Here is a 16,876-nt window from a genome sequence, read left to right on the forward strand (position 1 = left end):
TCAGGAATCTCCCTCAGCAGGCAGCAGATGCGCCTCGATATAGTGGCGGTCAGGCCCAAACACCTTGCGGACAGCGGCCAGCGCTTCTTCCGTGGTGACGGCGCGGATATTGTCAGGATAGTCCAGCACATCATCGACCGTGCCACCGAGCGCCAGTGTGGAGCCAAACACATTGGCCATATTGCTCTGGCTATCGCGGGCATAGATCGCGCTCGCGGCCAGCTTGTTGCGCGCGCGTTCGACTTCCTCATCCGTGAAGCCTTCGGTCAGTACCGCTTCAAGGTCCGTCATGACGGCCATTTCCAGGTCCTCAAGCGACACGCCCGGTGCAGGGCTGGCACTGATAACGGCCGGGCCCTCATCATGCAGCGTCGTCCAAGCGAACGTATTCACATTGATTGCAACATTCTGCTCTTCCACCAAAGACTGGTAGAGACGGCTGGTCATGCCGCCGCCCAGAACTTCTAGGCCGACATCGAGAGCGTAGGAAAACTCCCTGTCGCGGCTTTCGGATGTGCCATTGTAATAGCGGCTCCAGCTCGGCTGGCGCACTTTCGGATCGGAATATTCCAGCTCCTTGGTTTCCGTCAGCAGCGGCACGGATTCCCATTTGCGATTGCCATGGGCGGTGCCGGTCGGCTTGATGCGTCCATAATGCTCTTCTGCCAGCACGCGGACTTCTTCCGGCGTGACATCCCCGGCAACCACCAGAATGGCATTCTCCGGGCTGTAATATTCCTTGTAGAAGGCCATGCCGTCTTCCGGTGTCAGCGCGGCGACTTCGTCCATCTTGCCGATAACAGTGATCTCATAGGGGTGCCCCTTCCACAATTCGGAGAGCACCATTTCCTGCAGAATGACACCGGGATTGTTGTCGATGCGCTGGCGGCGTTCTTCCTTCACGACGTCGCGTTCAGAAATGAACGGGCCTTCGGGGTCGTCATTGATGATCAGATCCGTCATGCGCTCAGCTTCCAGCGCCATCATCGTGCCGAGATGCTGCTTGGCCACACGCTCGAAATAGGCCGTATAGTCCCAACTGGTGAACGCGTTGTTCACGCCGCCATTGCGGGAGACAATGTCATCAAACTCGCCGGGGCCGAGATCATCCGTCTCCTTGAACATAATATGTTCAAACAAGTGCGCGAGGCCGGACTTACCGGGGGCCTCATCAACAGCGCCGACCTTGTACCAGACCATATGTGTGACAACGGGCGCGCGGTGATCAGGCACGACCACCACTTCCATGCCATTGTCCAGGCTGAATATGGTCGGGGCCCAGTCCGTATCATCCGCGCTGGCAGTAGACAGGACAGCCGAGAGCGCAAAAAGCCCCCCGGTGAGTATCCGTTTCATGGGCTTTCTTCCTCTCAGATGTCGAGATTATGCATATTGGTCAGGCGTCTCAGGTTCCTGGCAGCTTGATGCGGGCTTTTTCATTGGTCCGCTCGATGGTGACTTCTTCGCCGCCGGTCGCGCTATCGCTTTCCAGTCCGGCAATCGTCTCTTCGTCATCGCTACGCCAGAAGAGGATACGATCCGCAATGCTCTTGGGCTTACGAAGCGTCTTGGTCTCTTCATAGTCCACTTCAGTGCGAATGATCGGATCAACCGCATTGGCATTCGCGGCAGCGACAAGAGCGCGCTCGGATGCACTGGCATCCTGGCCAATCGTTGTGCCAAAGGCTGTCGCCGTCTCATTGCGCGAGCCATCCAGTTCCGGTGGCAAAGATCCCCCAGCCGATGGCGGACGCAGCTTGTAGTTTGGCGGAACAGTCAGTGGCGCCATTGTGACGACGCGGAACTCGTCCGGTGTGCGTGCGCCACTGCCGGAAGAGGTGCAGGCTGTTGACGCGGCAACCGCTACGCCTGCAGCAAGAAGGAAAATCTGTTTCTTCATATCAGGGCGTCCTCGCCTTCACATTAACTATTACTCAGGCTGTTTACCGGCCTGTTTACGGCCTGACAGTACGAACTGGTCAACAAACAGCAAGACCGCACCGACACTAATTGCAGCATCGGCCACGTTGAAGACCCACGGGAAATGTAGCGCCCCGGCATTGATAAAGTCTACAACCGCACCAAAGCGTACCCGGTCAATCAGGTTTCCAAAGGCCCCGCCGACAACAAGTGCCAACGAGAGGCGGAGCAGCCAGCCCTGCGCATGGCGTACCAGCCAGTACAGAAAGCCAATGGCAATCACCAGCATCAGGATCGCCAGGATCCACCGCCCAATCCCTTCGGACTGAAACATGCCATAGCTCATGCCCCGGTTCCACACCATGGTCACATCAATTGGCCCAGCCACAGGAATATGACCGCAGCGCGTCAGGCCATCCAGACAGGGAATCGCGTTGAGGCGTGGCTCATTCAGCACGAGCCATTTCGACCACTGGTCCACAACAACGACAAGCGGAATGAGCGCCAGCGCCCAGATATAGCCGGGTTTCAACTTCATGCCCGGCAGATTGCAGCTTCAGGCGATGCAATCAAGCGATTCTGAGCACTTCGCCCACGGCTCATCCTGCCACCTTGTCCCAAGCCTTTACGGCCAGGGCATCACGCGGCGTGATATCGGGGAAATTCGGGTCTGCGGTTGCCGGGTCAAAATACTTCCAGCTGCGGCGGCATTTGATGCCGTCTGCCTTCTCCGGATACACGATCACGCCGCTTGTATCGTCCAGCGTGAACCCACCGCCATCGCCGCTGGCTGAATGAATCAGCTCTGCACCGGATGTGATGAACAGGTCTGCCGGGTCTTCGCCCTTGAACGCGTCGATCAGCGCCTCGTCAGCGATGTAGACTTTCGGAGCGGCTTCCAGCGATGCGCCGATGCGCTTTTCCCGGCGCTCAATTTCCAGCGCGCCTGTCACGACGCGGCGGACGGTGAAGATCTTCGCCCAGCGGGCGGCAAGGTCTGAATTCAGCCAGCCTTCGGGCGTTTCCGGAAATTGCAACAGGTGCACAGATTCCGCGCGGGATTTCAGATGGCTTTCCAAAAAGGCCTCTTCCATCGTGAACGGCATGACCGGCGCCAGCCAGGTCAGCAGGCGCTCCAGAACGGCGGCCATGACGGTGCGCGCCGCGCGGCGGCGATTGCCATACCCGGCCGTCTCGTCATCCCAGGCTGACAGGGTCTCAAAGCGTGGGTCGCAATAGAGGCTGTCCTTGCGGATGTCGAAATAGACCGCCGATAGGTCCACGCCGCAGAAATTGATCAGCAGCGCCATGATGCGCTTGAAGTCATATACCGTGTAGGCCGCGCGAATTTGCTGGTCGAGCTCAGCCAGGCGATGAAGCACCCAGCGCTCAAGGCTCGGCATGTTTTCCTTCGGCAGGGCCTCGTTTTCCGTCCAGCCATCCAGCGCGCCGAGCAGATAGCGCACCGTGTTGCGCAGCTTGCGATAGGTCTCGACCGAGCCCTTGATGATCTCGTCAGAGATGCGAAGGTCTTCAGTATAATCACCCGAGGCCGTCCAGATACGGAGGATCTCGATGCCATACTGCTTCTGGATCTCTTCCGGCTCGATCGTATTGCCGATCGACTTCGACATTTTCTTGCCCTGGGAGTCGACGATGAAGCCGTGCGTCAGAACCTGCTTGTAAGGCGCAATGCCGCGGGTCGCGCAGCATTCCAGCAAGGAAGACTGGAACCAGCCCCGGTGCTGGTCAGACCCTTCCATGTATAGGTTCGCCTGCCCGGTCTCGGCATCAATGAGGCCGCGCTCGCGCAGCGCAAAGGCATGCGTCGTGCCGCTATCGAACCAGACGTCCAGAACGTCCGTTACCTTGTCCCAGTCATCCGCAGACAATCCGAGCGGAGACAGGAAGTCTTCCGCAGGCGTATCGAACCACGCCTCAACCCCGCCGGCAGCGATGGCAGACTTGATCGCTTCGTTCAACTGGTCGGCTTGCGCTTGCGGCAAGGCAGCCGTGTGCGGCTGGCCTTCCTTATTAACGAAGATGGTGATCGGCACACCCCAGTTGCGCTGGCGGGAGATCAGCCAGTCCGGGCGTCCTTCGACCATGGATTGCAGGCGGTTACGGCCCACGGCAGGGAAGAATTCCGTATCTTCGATAGCTTTGAGCGCGTTCTCCCGCAGCGTCTTGCCGTTCGGGCCGGGCTTGTCCATCGAGATGAACCATTGCGGCGTCGCGCGGCGGATGACCGGCGCCTTGGAGCGCCAGGAGTGCGCATCGCGGATCGTCGTGATGCCACGCGCAAGCAGATTGCCGCTTTCGGCCAGCAGACGGATCACTTCAGAGTTCGCCTTGCCGGGCTCCCCGCGTTTCTTGCCACTGGTGCGGATGATGTCGAGCCCCTGCAGCACGTCCGGAAGCTCCGGATGCTGATAGGCGCCATCCGGGTTTACGATGTCGCGGATTTCAGATGCTTTGCGGCCAGACGCCACCCAGACATTGAAGTCATCCTCACCATGCGCCGGTGCCGTGTGCACGAATCCCGTACCGGCATCGTCCGTAACGTGATCACCGGCGAGCATAGCCACATCGTGCTGGAAGAACGGGTCCATGTTAGCCAACGGGTGCGTCAACGACCCGAGGCTTGCCGGGTCAATATCCTCAACACGTTTGAAGGATTTCACCTTCGCGCCGTCCATTACGCCCTGCGCCAGCTTGTCGGCCATGATCAAACGGTCGCCCGCTGTCGCATAGGGCGGGAAGCCAAGCTCTTCCTCGGTCATGACCTCTTCGACCTCGAACAGACCGTAGGAGATGTCAGTGCTATAGGAGACAGCCTGGTTGGCCGGGATTGTCCAGGGGGTTGTTGTCCAGATCACCAGCTTGGCACCATCCCCGCGGGACGGGACGCCGAAGGTTACCCAGATCACCGGCACCTTGCGATCCTGGTATTCCACTTCCGCTTCGGCGAGCGCGGTGCGCTCTACGGGGCTCCACATGATCGGTTTCGCGCCGCGCACGAGAGACCCGGTCATCGCCATGCGCAGGAACTCGCCGACGATGGAGGCTTCGCTCTCGAACTTCATCGTCAGGTATGGATTGTCCCATTCACCCTCGATGCCGAGATTGCGGAATTCCTGTTTCTGGATGTCGACCCATTTTTCGGCATAGGCACGGCAGGCAGCGCGGAACTCTCCCGGCGGCACGTCATCCTTTGTCTTGCCCCTGGAGCGGAACTCTTCTTCCACTTTCCATTCGATGGGCAGGCCGTGGCAGTCCCAGCCCGGCAGATAGGCCGCATCATAGCCCGCCATCTGGTGGCTGCGGACGATGATGTCCTTGACGATCTTGTTCATCGCCGTGCCGAGGTGAATGTGCCCGTTCGCATAGGGCGGGCCATCATGCAGTATCCACTGCTCAGCCCCGCGTGCCTTCGCATCGGCGCGCAGCTTTTCGTACAGTTTCAGGTCATCCCAGCGCTTGATCCAGTCGGGTTCGCGCTTGGGCAGGCCGCCCCGCATCGGAAACTCGGTGGCAGGCAGGAACAGCGTATCGCGGTAATCGCGGGCAGTCAGGGAATCGGTCATTTCGGGCCTATGGCAGTTTTGGCGTGTTTTACGGAAATGCCGGGCAATGGCCACGGCTTTTTTCATGTTTGCAGAGCATGAGTTCCCGGCTTCGCGGCCCCATCGAACGGGTCAGCGCGCAGCCGGGCGGCTAATTCGTATGCAGCAAATCCGTGCCATGCTGCTTGCCTAGCAGCACAGACATAAGAAGTCACTATTGGGGCGCATCTTGCGGAAAGGCCTGCAAGCGCTCGGATACCTTGCCGCACAGGAGGTGGAACACATTCGCATTCTCGATCAAATTCGCCCAGGTGACCCCATTGTCCAGGATCACATAGCGAGAGACATGCACCGTATTGTCATCCGCCTTGTATAACGAGATCGCTGCATAATCCCGGTCAATATCCATGACCTCCGCCACACTGGCGCGGCTTGAGTAGACGGCCATGAACTCAACGCCCCGGCAATCACGGCCGTCTGCTCCGGCGCACACCGTATAGGCCCCAAAGGTCAAACCATTAGGCATCTGGCCGAAGATAAAAGGCTCCCCTTCGGCATTTTCGCCTGCGGCCATGAAGGTGGCGCCCAGATCGTTCAGCAGCAGCTGCAGATCATCCAATGTTACGGAATGAACCAGGAAATAGGAAGACCGCTCCGTTTCAGCGGAGACATCAGCGTGCGCTGGTACACACATCGCCAGCACAATCCCTGCACACATCACCTGTTTCAGCACACCCAAACCTCTGCCTCATTTCCAAGCAGAATCTAGGTAAAGAATGCGGCAGTGGTTTGACGATACGGCTTTCTAAATATGGCCTAAAGGCGGGATTTCGCCTCAATCACATCCCGGCCCATCTGGTCGATCATCAGGTCGATCGTGTCGAATTTCAGCTCAGGCCGCAGGAAAGACACGACCTCTACCTCCAGCCAAGCCCCATAGATATCCCGATCAAAATCAAAGATGTGCGTTTCGAACAGTGGATCACGAAGGCCCGTGGTGGGCGTGCGGCCGAAATTGGCCACGCCATCAAGCCAGTCTCCAGAGCGGTTGACCCTCGCCCGCACGGCATACACACCATGCTTGGGGTGAACCAGTTCGCCCATCTGGATGTTTGCCGTCGGAAACCCGAACTTCCGGCCATTGCGCTCACCTGAAACAACCGGGCCATCAGCGATCCAGTTATAACCGAGTATATCCGCCGCGACTTCAGGCTCCCCCGCTCTCAGGGCTTCGCGGATCGCAGTCGAAGACGCCTTGGCATCATGCTCCTGCACTTCCTCGACAATTGTAACGCCAAATCCAAGCGCGCGGCCAAGGCTGGAAAGCCTCTGCGCATGCCCCATGCGGCCCCGACCGAAGCGAAAATCAAAGCCGACAGCCACGTGGCTGATGCCCAGCCCTTCGACCAGAACCTGGCGGACGAATTCTTCGTCCGTCTTGGCTGCCATTTCGCCATTGAACGGCAGCTCGAAAACCGAATCCGCGCCCAGCGCAAGAATCGCGGTATCGCGGCGCTCAGGCCGGAGAATTCGGAAGGGCGGATCACCGGGCCGGAAATACGCCCGAGGGGGCGGCTCAAAAGTGGCCACGGAGAATTTGCCGCCACCAGCTTTCGCTGCCGCTGCAATGACCGTCCGATGACCTACATGCAGACCATCAAAATTGCCCAGCGCAATGGACGCTCCGCGCGCTTTTTCAGGCAATCCGCGATAGTCTGCGTAAATCGTCATTATGCGTCCCGGCTGGGGGCGACGACTTCAGCTTCGCCGGTGATTACCCGCTTGCCGTCAACTGTGCATTCCACTTTCAGGGTGACGCGATTCCCACGGTCTTTCTTTTCGGCCACCTCGGCGCGCACTGTCACTTCGTCACCAATGTGAACGGGGCGTTTGAAGCGCATGGACAGCCCGATGAAGATGGCGCCCGGGCCTGGCAGATTATTGCCCAGAATGCCGGAAATGTAGCTGGCGGTCAGCGCACCATGGGCGATGCGCTTGCCAAAGACAGTTTTCGCCGCAAACTCGTCGGACATATGAAGCGGGTTGAAATCCCCGGACACTTCAGCAAAGCGCTGAATGTCGTTTTCGGTGATAGTGTGCACAGTCTCATGGGCCATGCCGATCTCAAGATCTTCGTACTTATATCCGGTGAATGCGCTCATCCGACTCGGGCTCCTGATTGTTTTCCGGAAATTTCGTTACACGCTGCAACGCAGCACGTCACCATCTGAGGCCAGTCATCGCGTAAGTCGCAGTTTCTCCATAGTCGTCGAGCAGGTCTGTCACTTCGGCTTTGAAGTCTTCGCCATGCTCCTTCAGGCCGGTACCGACATACAGCCGGTCGAGGCCCTGCTGACGCGCGCCGCGCATGTCTGTTGCCGGGCTGTCCCCAATACACAAAATGCGAGACTTGTCGGCTGCGGCCTCGCCCAGACGCTCCAGACAAAGCCGGTAAATCGCCGCGTGAGGCTTTCCGGGATAGATGACCTCTCCGCCAAGATCTTCGTAAATCTCCGCCAGCGCGCCTGCGCACCAAAGCAGCTTGCCGCCCACACGCACCTGCTTGTCAGGATTGGCGCAGATCATTGGCACTCCCCTGTCGACACCCGGTTGCAACTCGTCGCGATATTGAGACGGGTGATCGCGCAGCTGGTCCCGCAGACCGATGCAGAGCAGCAGGTCGGCCTCTTCCGGTTCGCCAAAACTCAGGTCCAGGCCCTCATAAAGGAACTTGTCACGCTCCCAGCCGGAATCGGCTCCCATACGCCAGATTCTCTTGTCGCGATGGCGCGCCAGCACGGTACGTGTTGCATCGCCGGAAGACACGCAATCATCATAGACGGTATCCGGTACCCCCAGGGGCTCGAACAGGTCCACAACTTGCGCCTTCGGAACAGGTGCATTGGTGATCAGGCAGACTTTGCCGCCGCCCTTGCGGAAATTGGTCAGCGCATCGCAAGCCTCATCAAAGGCCTGGCGTCCATTGTGGATAACGCCCCACACATCACACAGAATGCCGTCATAATGGCTCGCGATCTCGGACAGTCCGCCCGGAAACTTCAAATCAGTCATATCAGCGAGGTAGGCTCAGCCGCCGCACGGGTCAATCGCCGATGCCGCAGGCCTTCGCTGGCAACGGGTTCAGCCGCCAGTGCACCGCTGTCGGGATCGCAATATTGTGCGCGTAGAAGCAGCCCTTCAGGCGCGTGAGGTGACCAAAGCCGTCATCAGAGATCAGATTCGGCCTGTAATTGCAGGACAGCAAATTCGCGGCGTGCGTATCCGGATCCCCTATGCGGACTTCCAGCAGCATATGGTTGGAACCAGTTTTGACCATCACGGTCTCGGCTTCCACAGCCCCGAACTCACACCCTTCCAGCGTGCGCCATGTGCCATCGGCCAGCTTGATGCCAGGGTCCATATCCGAAGCGATGCTGAGATCCAGCAGGACAATGCCTTCTTCCATATTCTGAAGCGCTTCGGGTGCCTCAAACTCCACCGGTCCCGGCAGGTCTGCTGTAATCCCCTGCACGCCTGGAGCCTCTGCCGTGGCGAAGCCACAAAGGCCCGTGATCAAGGCAATCGGAATAAGTCGCATCATGTCCACCTCCACATCAGAAGGGAGAAGACATCAGGAATCGGGCAAATTGAGGGAGCGGACGGATCAGCCGAAATTCGACAGGCGCTGCACCATTTCCTGCGGCGGTGCAGTTTCTTCCATCAGCGAGGTCTTGATTGGACGCGGCGCGCCGAAGACATGACCCTGACCGTAAGGAATGTCGTATTCCAGAATTTCGACCACGCTGGCTTCGTCTTCCATCTTCTCGGCCACCATAGTGATCCCATAGCGTGAGAAAACAGCACTGACCTCATCGCCATCAAGACGACGATTGATGGACGAAACAGGACGCGGGCCGGAAGGATCGCGCAGCTGCTCGATCAGCGAGGCACCATTCATCTTGATGAAACGGACACCAGCCGATTGCAGACGCGGCAGGTCCAGCTCCAGATTATCAGCATGGTCTATGGAGAAGCGGAAGCCGAGCGCTGTCAGCTTGTCCATATTGTCCCGCATCGTGCGCGAGCGCATTTCGAAGCGATCCGCACGGATTTCGAAAATCACAGCCCCCGAGAGATCGCGATTCTCGGTCATGAATTCCAGGAACATCGGGAAGAAGGTCGCGTCTTCCAGCGAAGATGCCGCAATGTTGCAGAACACACCCACGCGGCGATCCCTCTCTGCCAGACGGCGCACAATCTGCACGCAGCGGAACAGGGTGAAATTATCTATGATGCCCATCAGCTTTGCGCGGCGGGCCGCATCCAGGAACTCTGCAGGCAGCAACAGGGAGCCATTCGGGCGACGCAGGCGCGTAAAGCCTTCATAGAAAGACACGCGACGCTGCGGCAATGACACAATCGGCTGAAGGTGCAGGTCTACCCGGCCATCCTTCAGGGCGTCGCGCACATCGCGTAAAACAGCGTCCTCTTCCGGCGCCACAGCAGCACTCGTGCTGGTTTCGGCCAGCTTGTTCTCAAAACTGCGGGATAGGCGGTCAATCAGGCTTTCCAGCTGTTTCATCTCAGAGACGAGCGCGTCACGGCGCTCTGTCAGCTCATGCTTGATCGTGGTTTCGACAGCTTCGGTACGGGCTTCAACTACATCCATGCGCTCATAATTATCACGTACAGTCTTCTCGACGCGATCCATACGCTCGTCCAGCTCCTTCGTGGAGTTGGAGGATTTCACCAGAATATGAACCTGCCCCAGCAAGGCGGTGACAACTGCCCCGCCCACAATGGAAAGCGGCAAGCCTACATCCGTCAGCGTGAAGATGCCGTAACCCGCGGCGCCCCCAATGGCTGCGTACAGAAGGAACAGGACAAAAGTCATATGGTCAGCACCCAATACAATCCATCAACGTTAACAGATAGGCCCAATTGGTTAACGAATTGCATGGAAATGAAGGAATTTGCCCATTGCGGCAATCCTGTCACATCACCGTTGCCAACCTGTCACACGCCATATGACGCGCAGCATGGCAGTCACTGCGCACATGGACAAGCCGCAAGCTGAGCGATACCAGTGGATAGATAAAGCCTGGAACCACCGGTCTGTGGCCATATGACTGGCCAGAGCGGGGGCATCCCGGGGGAGACTGGGGTTCTGTGGAAACGCAGAACCTCGTCGTTTTTCTGGCAGAATTTATCCCTGAATCACAAATTTTGGCGTTTTCAACGGCCATCCTGATTCGCAATTCAGAATCAGATCGGCAGCTCCAGCAAACTCTTCCGCCTGATTTGCGCCACACGGCTCCAGCACCACACGATGGCCTTCATAATCCACCCAATACCCGGCCCGGCTGGACCGCGATTCGATTTTGGTGACCTGCAAATCGCCCGTATTGAAGACAATTGAGCGCTCGTCATCTTCTCCGGGCAATAGGGCCAGCAGCGCCGCATCAAATCCGCCCGCAGGCCTGTCTTCTACAAAGGTCAGCGCGTCGGAAACCTCATAAGCTAGATTCAGCGCACCGATGAAGGCCCCGGTGCCGGAAGGGCCGCTGACAGGCAGGCTGCCTTCATGCCCTGCCCGCCAGCTCGCATTGCGAATTTCGTCGAGGCCTTCGCTGCCTTCTGATCGCAGCGAGAACAGCATGACGGCATCCATGTTACGCACATCATCGCGGCTCAGGGTACGACCGATCCCACCAGGCGCACCAAAAAGAACGCGTTTGCCCCCGGCCATAACCAAAGCACACGGCGCAGCCTCTTCAAGCCCCTTGCAGGGAAGAATCGCGAAATCGGTGGATTTGACCTGAGGCTTCGTCACAGCTTGCACTGCAGGCTCATCACCAGATCTGGCAGGCTCACCACAGGCCACGCATACACTGGCCATTGCGACCAGCAGAAGCTCTTTCCACCGCATGAAAAAATCCCCCCGCTATCCGATGACGGTCTCGCCCAGTTCCCTTACGATTTCGTTCTCAATTGTGCCGACGCCATCAATCTCGCACCGCACCCTGTCGCCCGCCTTCAACCATTTTGGCGGCGTGTGTCCCGCCCCGACACCGGAGGGCGTTCCGGTGAAGATCAGGTCGCCCGGCTCAAGCGTGAACGCTGCGGTCAAATGCGCAATCTGTGCCGGAATATCATGGATCATGTCACGGACCTGCCCCGTCTGGCGTAGCTCATCATTCACGAAGCAGCGAAGCTTTACCGAGGCCAGGTCGCTGATTTCATCCGGTGTGACAATAGCTGGCCCGAAAGGCGCATGTGTATCAAAGCCTTTGCCCATGATCATGGTCTGGCTGGCCTTTTGCCAATCGCGAACCGAATAATCACAGCCGACACAAAAGCCGGCAACAATCTCCATGGCCCGCTCTCTGGGAACATGCCGGCCACGCTTGCCGATGACGGCGACCAGCTCGACTTCATAATCCAGCTGATCCGAAACCATAGGTAGATGCACCTGCCCGTTCGGGGCGTTGGCCGCTGTGGCCTGCTTGTTGAACCATTTCTGTACCTGAGGCGTCTTCGTATCTATAAAACTGACACTTTCGGCAGCGTGAGCCGCATAATTCACGCCAATGCCCAGAATCTTTCGCGGCCGCTCAACCGGGGCCAGCAACTGAACCTCTGACAGCGGAATAGCCGCTTCATCGGACGCTGTAGCAGTCAAAGCACGTTGCAATGTCCGCGCAGTTGTCGGACGGACGACATCGCCCTCCAGCAAGCCATACCTAGGGCCGTCAAGCCCTTCATATCGGACCAGTCTCATACCGTTACCCTCCTGTCACACTTTTTCCTCAAACCCATTGCAAAGCGTTCTTGGGCCGTTGTGATGACACTTGGCAAGGGCTAGTCAGAAAGCTTGTAGAAGGGAAGCCAGAATGGATCTCGGCGTACGCGCTCAGGAGAGCTCGCTCAGAAATATTTTTGGCCCCAGTGACCAGCTGTGCATGCCGCCCTACCAGCGCAGTTATTCCTGGGGAGAGCGCGAAGCAGGCGAACTACTGAATGATCTTCTTGATGCAGCAGACAGCAAAACGCCGCACTTTGTTGGTGCGGTTGTGCTGAACAAGAGTGCTGAAGAAGGCATCCTCGAAATCGTTGATGGCCAGCAGAGGCTGACGACGTTGACCATTCTTCTTGCGGTTCTGCGAGACTTGGAAGAAGACAAGGCGCGCAGCGCAGACATTCACTCCCTAATTGCAAATGAGGCCCGTCCGCTACTTGGCGAACCCGCCAGTTGGCGACTGACGCTGAATCATATGGATGGCCCCTTCTTCCGGCATGCAATCCAGACCCCCGGTGCGACACTGACGATTGAATCAGAACCTGGCGAAAGCGAAAGCCAGCAGCGAATGGTACAGAATGCCAAAGTCTTCCTGAAACGCTTACGCGCCTTATCGAAAGACAAGCGGCATGAATTGTCCGAGGTCGTCATGAATGGGTGCGCACTGGTAAGAGTCGTAGTCGCCGATAAGGAACAAGGCTTCACAGTATTCCGTGTTCTGAACACACGCGGCAAGGAGCCCGACGCGCACGACATCATCAAGACGGAACTGTTCCAGCGCGCCAAGTTTGATGTCAAGGATGCCGCCTTCTACTCCGAACGCTGGTCTGAGCATGAGGCCATCCTCGGCGGCGCCGCTTTTGATGACCTGTTGCGCCAGATCCGGGCAATCTATGACAAGTCTTCCAAAGGCGAATTAATCTCGGCCTTCCTCAAAAATGTCATCTCCAAGGTAAGCCCGCGCAAATTCCTTGACGATGTCCTGCCACGCTATGTTGAGGCCTACCAATTGGTCACGACAGCCAAGCTTCCCAATGGTGAGCATGCGGATCACATCAGTGACAAACTGAACCAGATGCGCGCGCTGGACCAGGCAAGCTGGCGTGCCCCTGCCCTGAAGTTTTTGGTGGAGCGCGGCGTGGATGATCCGGATGCGCTGGACTTTTTCAACAAACTGGAACGCTTGGCCTATGTCATCATGCTAATCCTACCTGACAGAGACCAGCGCAATAAACGGTTCAACAAGGTTAGCGAGAACATCATCAACAAGCGTGTCCTCAATGGGCGCAACAGCCCCTTTATCATCAATAATGATGAAGCCCGCCGCGCATTTGAGCGCCTACATGGCCGCTTTGCCACTTTCGGCCAGCGCCGCGCAATGGCCTTGCGCCTCAACGCTGCGTTGGATGGCGGCTTCACCATACCGCCGGAATCGGATGCCACCGTAGAGCATGTTCTGCCGCGCAATGTACATGAAGACAGCCACTGGATGATTACCTGGCCTGACCCTGCCAAGCGCCGGGAACAATGTGACACGCTGGGCAATTTCGTGTTGCTGACCAATAAGGTGAACCAGAGGGCAGACCGGCTGGACTATCGCGCCAAGAAGGAAGTCTACTTCAATGGCGGTGGTGGCGAGGCCTTTGCCTTGACGCGTGATCTGATTGATCAGGACGCCTGGACTTCGGAAGTCGTGCGCAAGCGCACGGAAAGACTTGCCGAAATCCTGATGCAGGAATGGGGCCTTCAACACTACCTGTAAAAAGGTTTCCCTAGGGAGCCCCCTAGTCGAATGTGTGCCGGGCGCTTAGCCTTAGGGCGATAATCGACAAAGGGAGTTTCACATGAGCCTGTTTGACCTGACTGGAAAAACCGCAATTATTACCGGGTCATCCCGCGGTATTGGCAAGGCCATAGCAGAGCAGATGGCTGAGCAGGGCGCGAAAGTCGTCATCTCCTCCCGCAAGCCCGGCCCATGCAAAGACGTCGCCGCCGCCCTGAATGAAAAACATGGCGACGGCACCGCGATTTCCATCCCTGCCAATATCTCCTCCAAGGAAGACCTGACTCATCTGGTGGAAGAAACCCGCAAAGCCTTTGGCCAGATCGACATTCTTGTCTGCAACGCCGCATCGAATCCCTATTACGGACCGCTGGAAGAGATTGATGATGACTCCTTCCAGAAGATCCTGAACAATAACATCATCTCCAATCATTGGCTGATCCAGCTCGTCGCACCGGAGATGAAAGAGCGCAAGGATGGCGCGATCGTTATCATTTCATCCGTGGGTGGTCTGAAAGGCTCCAACACGATTGGCGCTTACAACATCTCCAAGGCAGCAGACTTCCAGCTGGCCCGAAATTACGCCCTCGAGCTTGGCCCACACAATATTCGCGTAAACTGTGTTGCGCCGGGGCTGATCAAGACAGATTTCGCCCGGGCTCTTTGGGAGAATCCTGATCTTGTCACCCGTATTGAAAAAGGCACCCCCATGAGACGGATTGGTGACCCGGAAGACATTGCGGGGGCGGCGGTGTTCCTTTCCTCAAAGGCTGGTGCCTATATGGCCGGTCAAATGATCGTCGTCGATGGCGGCACGGTGATTGTTTAAATCATGCATCTGACAGATAAACCTGAAAACAGCCCTGTGGAAGAAATCAATTTTGACACCTTCCGGCAGATAGACATTCGTATCGGCACAATTCTGGAGGCGGCCCCGCTGGAAGGCGCACGCAAACCAGCAATCCGTCTAAAGATAGATTTTGGAGCGGGCGTCGGCATCAAGAAATCCTCGGCGCAGATTACGGTACACTATGAGTGTGACGCGCTGGTCGGCAAACAGGTGGCGGCTGTCGTCAACTTCCCGCCACGCCAGATCGGCAAATTCATGTCTGAAGTTCTGACACTTGGGTTTCCGGACTCCTCCGAAGACATCGTTCTCTTTTCACCCGACCAGCCTGTCCCAAACGGAGCCCGCCTCGCATGACATCGCAAAAAATCTCAAAACAGGCCGAGGCGTTTCTGACCAATCTGCAGAATGGTGCATGGCAGCCGCCCGTCGGCCTGCGCAATCTCGGCATCCGTCCGGATCTTTGGCTGAAAGATTTCTCCTATGGCTACACACGCTATGAATGGCCCAATACCGGTGACCGAGACATCAGCGACAACCGCGCCTTTGGCGGCTGGATCGCTGGATTCTCAGATCACATCGTTTCCATCACGATGGCCAGTGCCCTGAACGATCAGGAATGGTTCACCACCATGGAACTGCAAACCCGCATTCTAAGGCCCGTCGGCCATGGCCTGATCACGATTGAAGGCCGCCTTGTCAGCCGGGGACGCACGACAGGCCTTGTCGAGGCGGACTGGAAGGATGAGGACGGACGGCTTCTGGCACGCATCACGGCAGCAAAGGCCATCCGTTCAATGGAAGAGCTCCGTCCGGACGCCTCCGCCAAGTGACAAAGCAGCTCATGATACAAGTCTGACAGAAGACCTCAGCCCCCGCATGGAGCTTGTCTTATGGCAACAACAGGCAGGCGTCTCCATAGGAATAGAAGCGATAATCATTCTCTATGGCGTACGCATAGGCGGCCTGCATAATGTCTGTTCCCATCAGGGCGCAGACCAGCATGAACAGGCTGGAGCCCGGCAGATGGAAGTTCGTCATCAGCGCATCCGTGGCCCGCACGGCATCCCCCGGTTTCAGAAAAATATCGGTTGGCCCTGTAGCCGCATGCAGAATGCCCTCTGCATCGACACAGCTCTCCAGCGTTCGCATGGCTGTCGTACCCACTGGCACAACACGATGCCCTTCCTGCCGCGACTGATTCAGAAGGCTTGCCGTTTCAGGGGTCAGCCGCCGCCACTCTTCATGCAGACGGTTTTCCTGAAGATGCTTTTCTTCAAGCGGCTTGAACGTACCCAGACCGACATGTAGGCGCACCGTCTGACGCGACAGCCCGGCGGCATCTATGTCTTCCAGCAAACCCGGCGTGAAGTGCAGTCCAGCTGTCGGTGCCGCGACAGACGCCGCATCCTCGCCGGCAAACTTCGTTTGATAGGTTTCCCGGTCCCGGGCATCCGCAGCGCGGCGGCGCGCGATATAAGGCGGTAAAGGCATCGCGCCATGCGTGTCGAGCGCAGCTGTCAGGGCGTCGCCAGAAAGGGAAAACCGCAATTCGATTTCGCCTCCTTCCATGCGGCTGATGATGGCCGCGGAAAACCCATCCGCAAACTGAATGACATCGCCTTCCTTTAGCCGCCTGCCCGGTCGCGCCAGCGCGCGCCAGGTTTGCTCATCCATGCGCTCTGTCAGGTTCACATCGCAGCTGACATCCTGCCCCGTCTCGTCTCTCGCAGGCCGAACCCCTTTCAGCGCCGCAGGCAGCACGCGCGTGTCATTGAAAACCAGCACATCCCCGGCGGAGAGGTAATGTGGCAGATCCCGCACGCATGCATCTTCAAGACGCCCATCCCCATGCACGACCAGAAGCCGTGCGGAATCCTGCGGCTCGACAGGCCGCAGCGCGATCAACCCCTCGGGCAGATCAAACTGGAAAGCTGAAATATCCATTTGCCTTGCCCTGG

Annotated in this window: 17 protein-coding genes; 4 read left to right on the top strand and 13 right to left on the bottom strand. The window is 57.8% G+C overall.

The genetic code is table 11. The annotated features are described in order from the left end of the window. From HY2_RS13945 to HY2_RS14000, 12 genes are all read right to left on the bottom strand, one after another. The gene (locus tag HY2_RS13945; RefSeq protein ID WP_034828688.1) at positions 1-1,356 is read right to left on the bottom strand and encodes a M16 family metallopeptidase; all 1,356 of its coding nucleotides are present in this window, start codon (positions 1,354-1,356) and stop codon (positions 1-3) included. 49 nt (positions 1,357-1,405) lie between these two features. Further along, on the bottom strand, positions 1,406-1,900 hold the full coding sequence (locus tag HY2_RS13950; protein WP_034828690.1) for a DUF3035 domain-containing protein: 495 nt from the start codon (positions 1,898-1,900) through the stop codon (positions 1,406-1,408). 30 nt (positions 1,901-1,930) lie between these two features. Further along, positions 1,931-2,458 (bottom strand): signal peptidase II, encoded by a 528-nt coding sequence (gene lspA, locus HY2_RS13955; protein WP_034828692.1) that lies wholly within the window; start codon positions 2,456-2,458, stop codon positions 1,931-1,933. A 61-nt stretch (positions 2,459-2,519) separates the two neighbouring features. Then, positions 2,520-5,507, bottom strand: a complete 2,988-nt coding sequence (gene ileS / locus HY2_RS13960) for an isoleucine--tRNA ligase (protein WP_034828844.1) — start codon at positions 5,505-5,507, stop codon at positions 2,520-2,522. Positions 5,508-5,700: 193 nt separating this feature from the next. Beyond that, complete coding sequence (locus HY2_RS13965) at positions 5,701-6,225, bottom strand: type III secretion system chaperone family protein (protein WP_034828694.1); 525 nt, start codon at positions 6,223-6,225, stop codon at positions 5,701-5,703. Between the two features lie 77 nt (positions 6,226-6,302). After that, positions 6,303-7,217, bottom strand: coding sequence for a riboflavin biosynthesis protein RibF (gene ribF, locus HY2_RS13970; RefSeq protein WP_034828696.1), 915 nt, complete (start codon positions 7,215-7,217; stop codon positions 6,303-6,305). Continuing rightward, entirely contained in the window at positions 7,217-7,648 is a 432-nt protein-coding gene (locus tag HY2_RS13975) for a MaoC family dehydratase (protein ID WP_034828698.1), read from the bottom strand. The genes ribF and HY2_RS13975 overlap by 1 nt, the downstream gene beginning before the upstream one ends. 58 nt (positions 7,649-7,706) lie before the next feature. Beyond that, a complete protein-coding gene (locus tag HY2_RS13980) occupies positions 7,707-8,558 on the bottom strand; it encodes a TIGR01459 family HAD-type hydrolase (RefSeq protein WP_034828700.1) in 852 nt (283 codons plus the stop codon). Positions 8,559-8,589: 31 nt separating this feature from the next. After that, positions 8,590-9,087, bottom strand: a complete 498-nt coding sequence (locus HY2_RS13985) for a hypothetical protein (protein WP_034828702.1) — start codon at positions 9,085-9,087, stop codon at positions 8,590-8,592. 63 nt (positions 9,088-9,150) lie between these two features. Further along, positions 9,151-10,380, bottom strand: a complete 1,230-nt coding sequence (locus tag HY2_RS13990) for an EAL domain-containing protein (RefSeq protein ID WP_034828709.1) — start codon at positions 10,378-10,380, stop codon at positions 9,151-9,153. A gap of 312 nt (positions 10,381-10,692) precedes the next feature. Beyond that, complete coding sequence (locus tag HY2_RS13995; RefSeq protein ID WP_034828710.1) at positions 10,693-11,415, bottom strand: MBL fold metallo-hydrolase; 723 nt, start codon at positions 11,413-11,415, stop codon at positions 10,693-10,695. Between the two features lie 15 nt (positions 11,416-11,430). Beyond that, the gene (locus HY2_RS14000) at positions 11,431-12,267 is read right to left on the bottom strand and encodes a fumarylacetoacetate hydrolase family protein (protein WP_034828711.1); all 837 of its coding nucleotides are present in this window, start codon (positions 12,265-12,267) and stop codon (positions 11,431-11,433) included. Positions 12,268-12,379: 112 nt separating this feature from the next. On the opposite strand from HY2_RS14000, the gene HY2_RS14005 reads away from it, so the two are divergent. The 4 genes from HY2_RS14005 (at position 12,380) to HY2_RS14020 (ending at position 15,748) form a co-directional block, all read left to right on the top strand. Continuing rightward, positions 12,380-14,047: a DUF262 domain-containing protein gene (locus HY2_RS14005; protein WP_034828716.1), complete on the top strand. Its 1,668-nt coding sequence runs from the start codon at positions 12,380-12,382 to the stop codon at positions 14,045-14,047. A gap of 82 nt (positions 14,048-14,129) precedes the next feature. Then, a complete protein-coding gene (locus tag HY2_RS14010) occupies positions 14,130-14,897 on the top strand; it encodes an SDR family NAD(P)-dependent oxidoreductase (RefSeq protein ID WP_034828718.1) in 768 nt (255 codons plus the stop codon). Positions 14,898-14,900: 3 nt separating this feature from the next. Then, the gene (locus HY2_RS14015) at positions 14,901-15,272 is read left to right on the top strand and encodes a tRNA-binding protein (RefSeq protein WP_034828720.1); all 372 of its coding nucleotides are present in this window, start codon (positions 14,901-14,903) and stop codon (positions 15,270-15,272) included. After that, entirely contained in the window at positions 15,269-15,748 is a 480-nt protein-coding gene (locus tag HY2_RS14020; protein ID WP_034828722.1) for a PaaI family thioesterase, read from the top strand. Before HY2_RS14015 ends, HY2_RS14020 begins: the two co-directional genes overlap by 4 nt. Positions 15,749-15,806: 58 nt before the next feature. Here HY2_RS14020 and queA read toward each other — a convergent pair whose 3' ends face one another. Continuing rightward, positions 15,807-16,862: a tRNA preQ1(34) S-adenosylmethionine ribosyltransferase-isomerase QueA gene (gene queA / locus HY2_RS14025; protein ID WP_034828724.1), complete on the bottom strand. Its 1,056-nt coding sequence runs from the start codon at positions 16,860-16,862 to the stop codon at positions 15,807-15,809. Positions 16,863-16,876 lie beyond the last annotated feature (14 nt).

The sequence above is a fragment of the Hyphomonas pacifica genome (assembly GCF_000682675.1).
Lineage (GTDB): Bacteria > Pseudomonadota > Alphaproteobacteria > Caulobacterales > Hyphomonadaceae > Hyphomonas > Hyphomonas pacifica.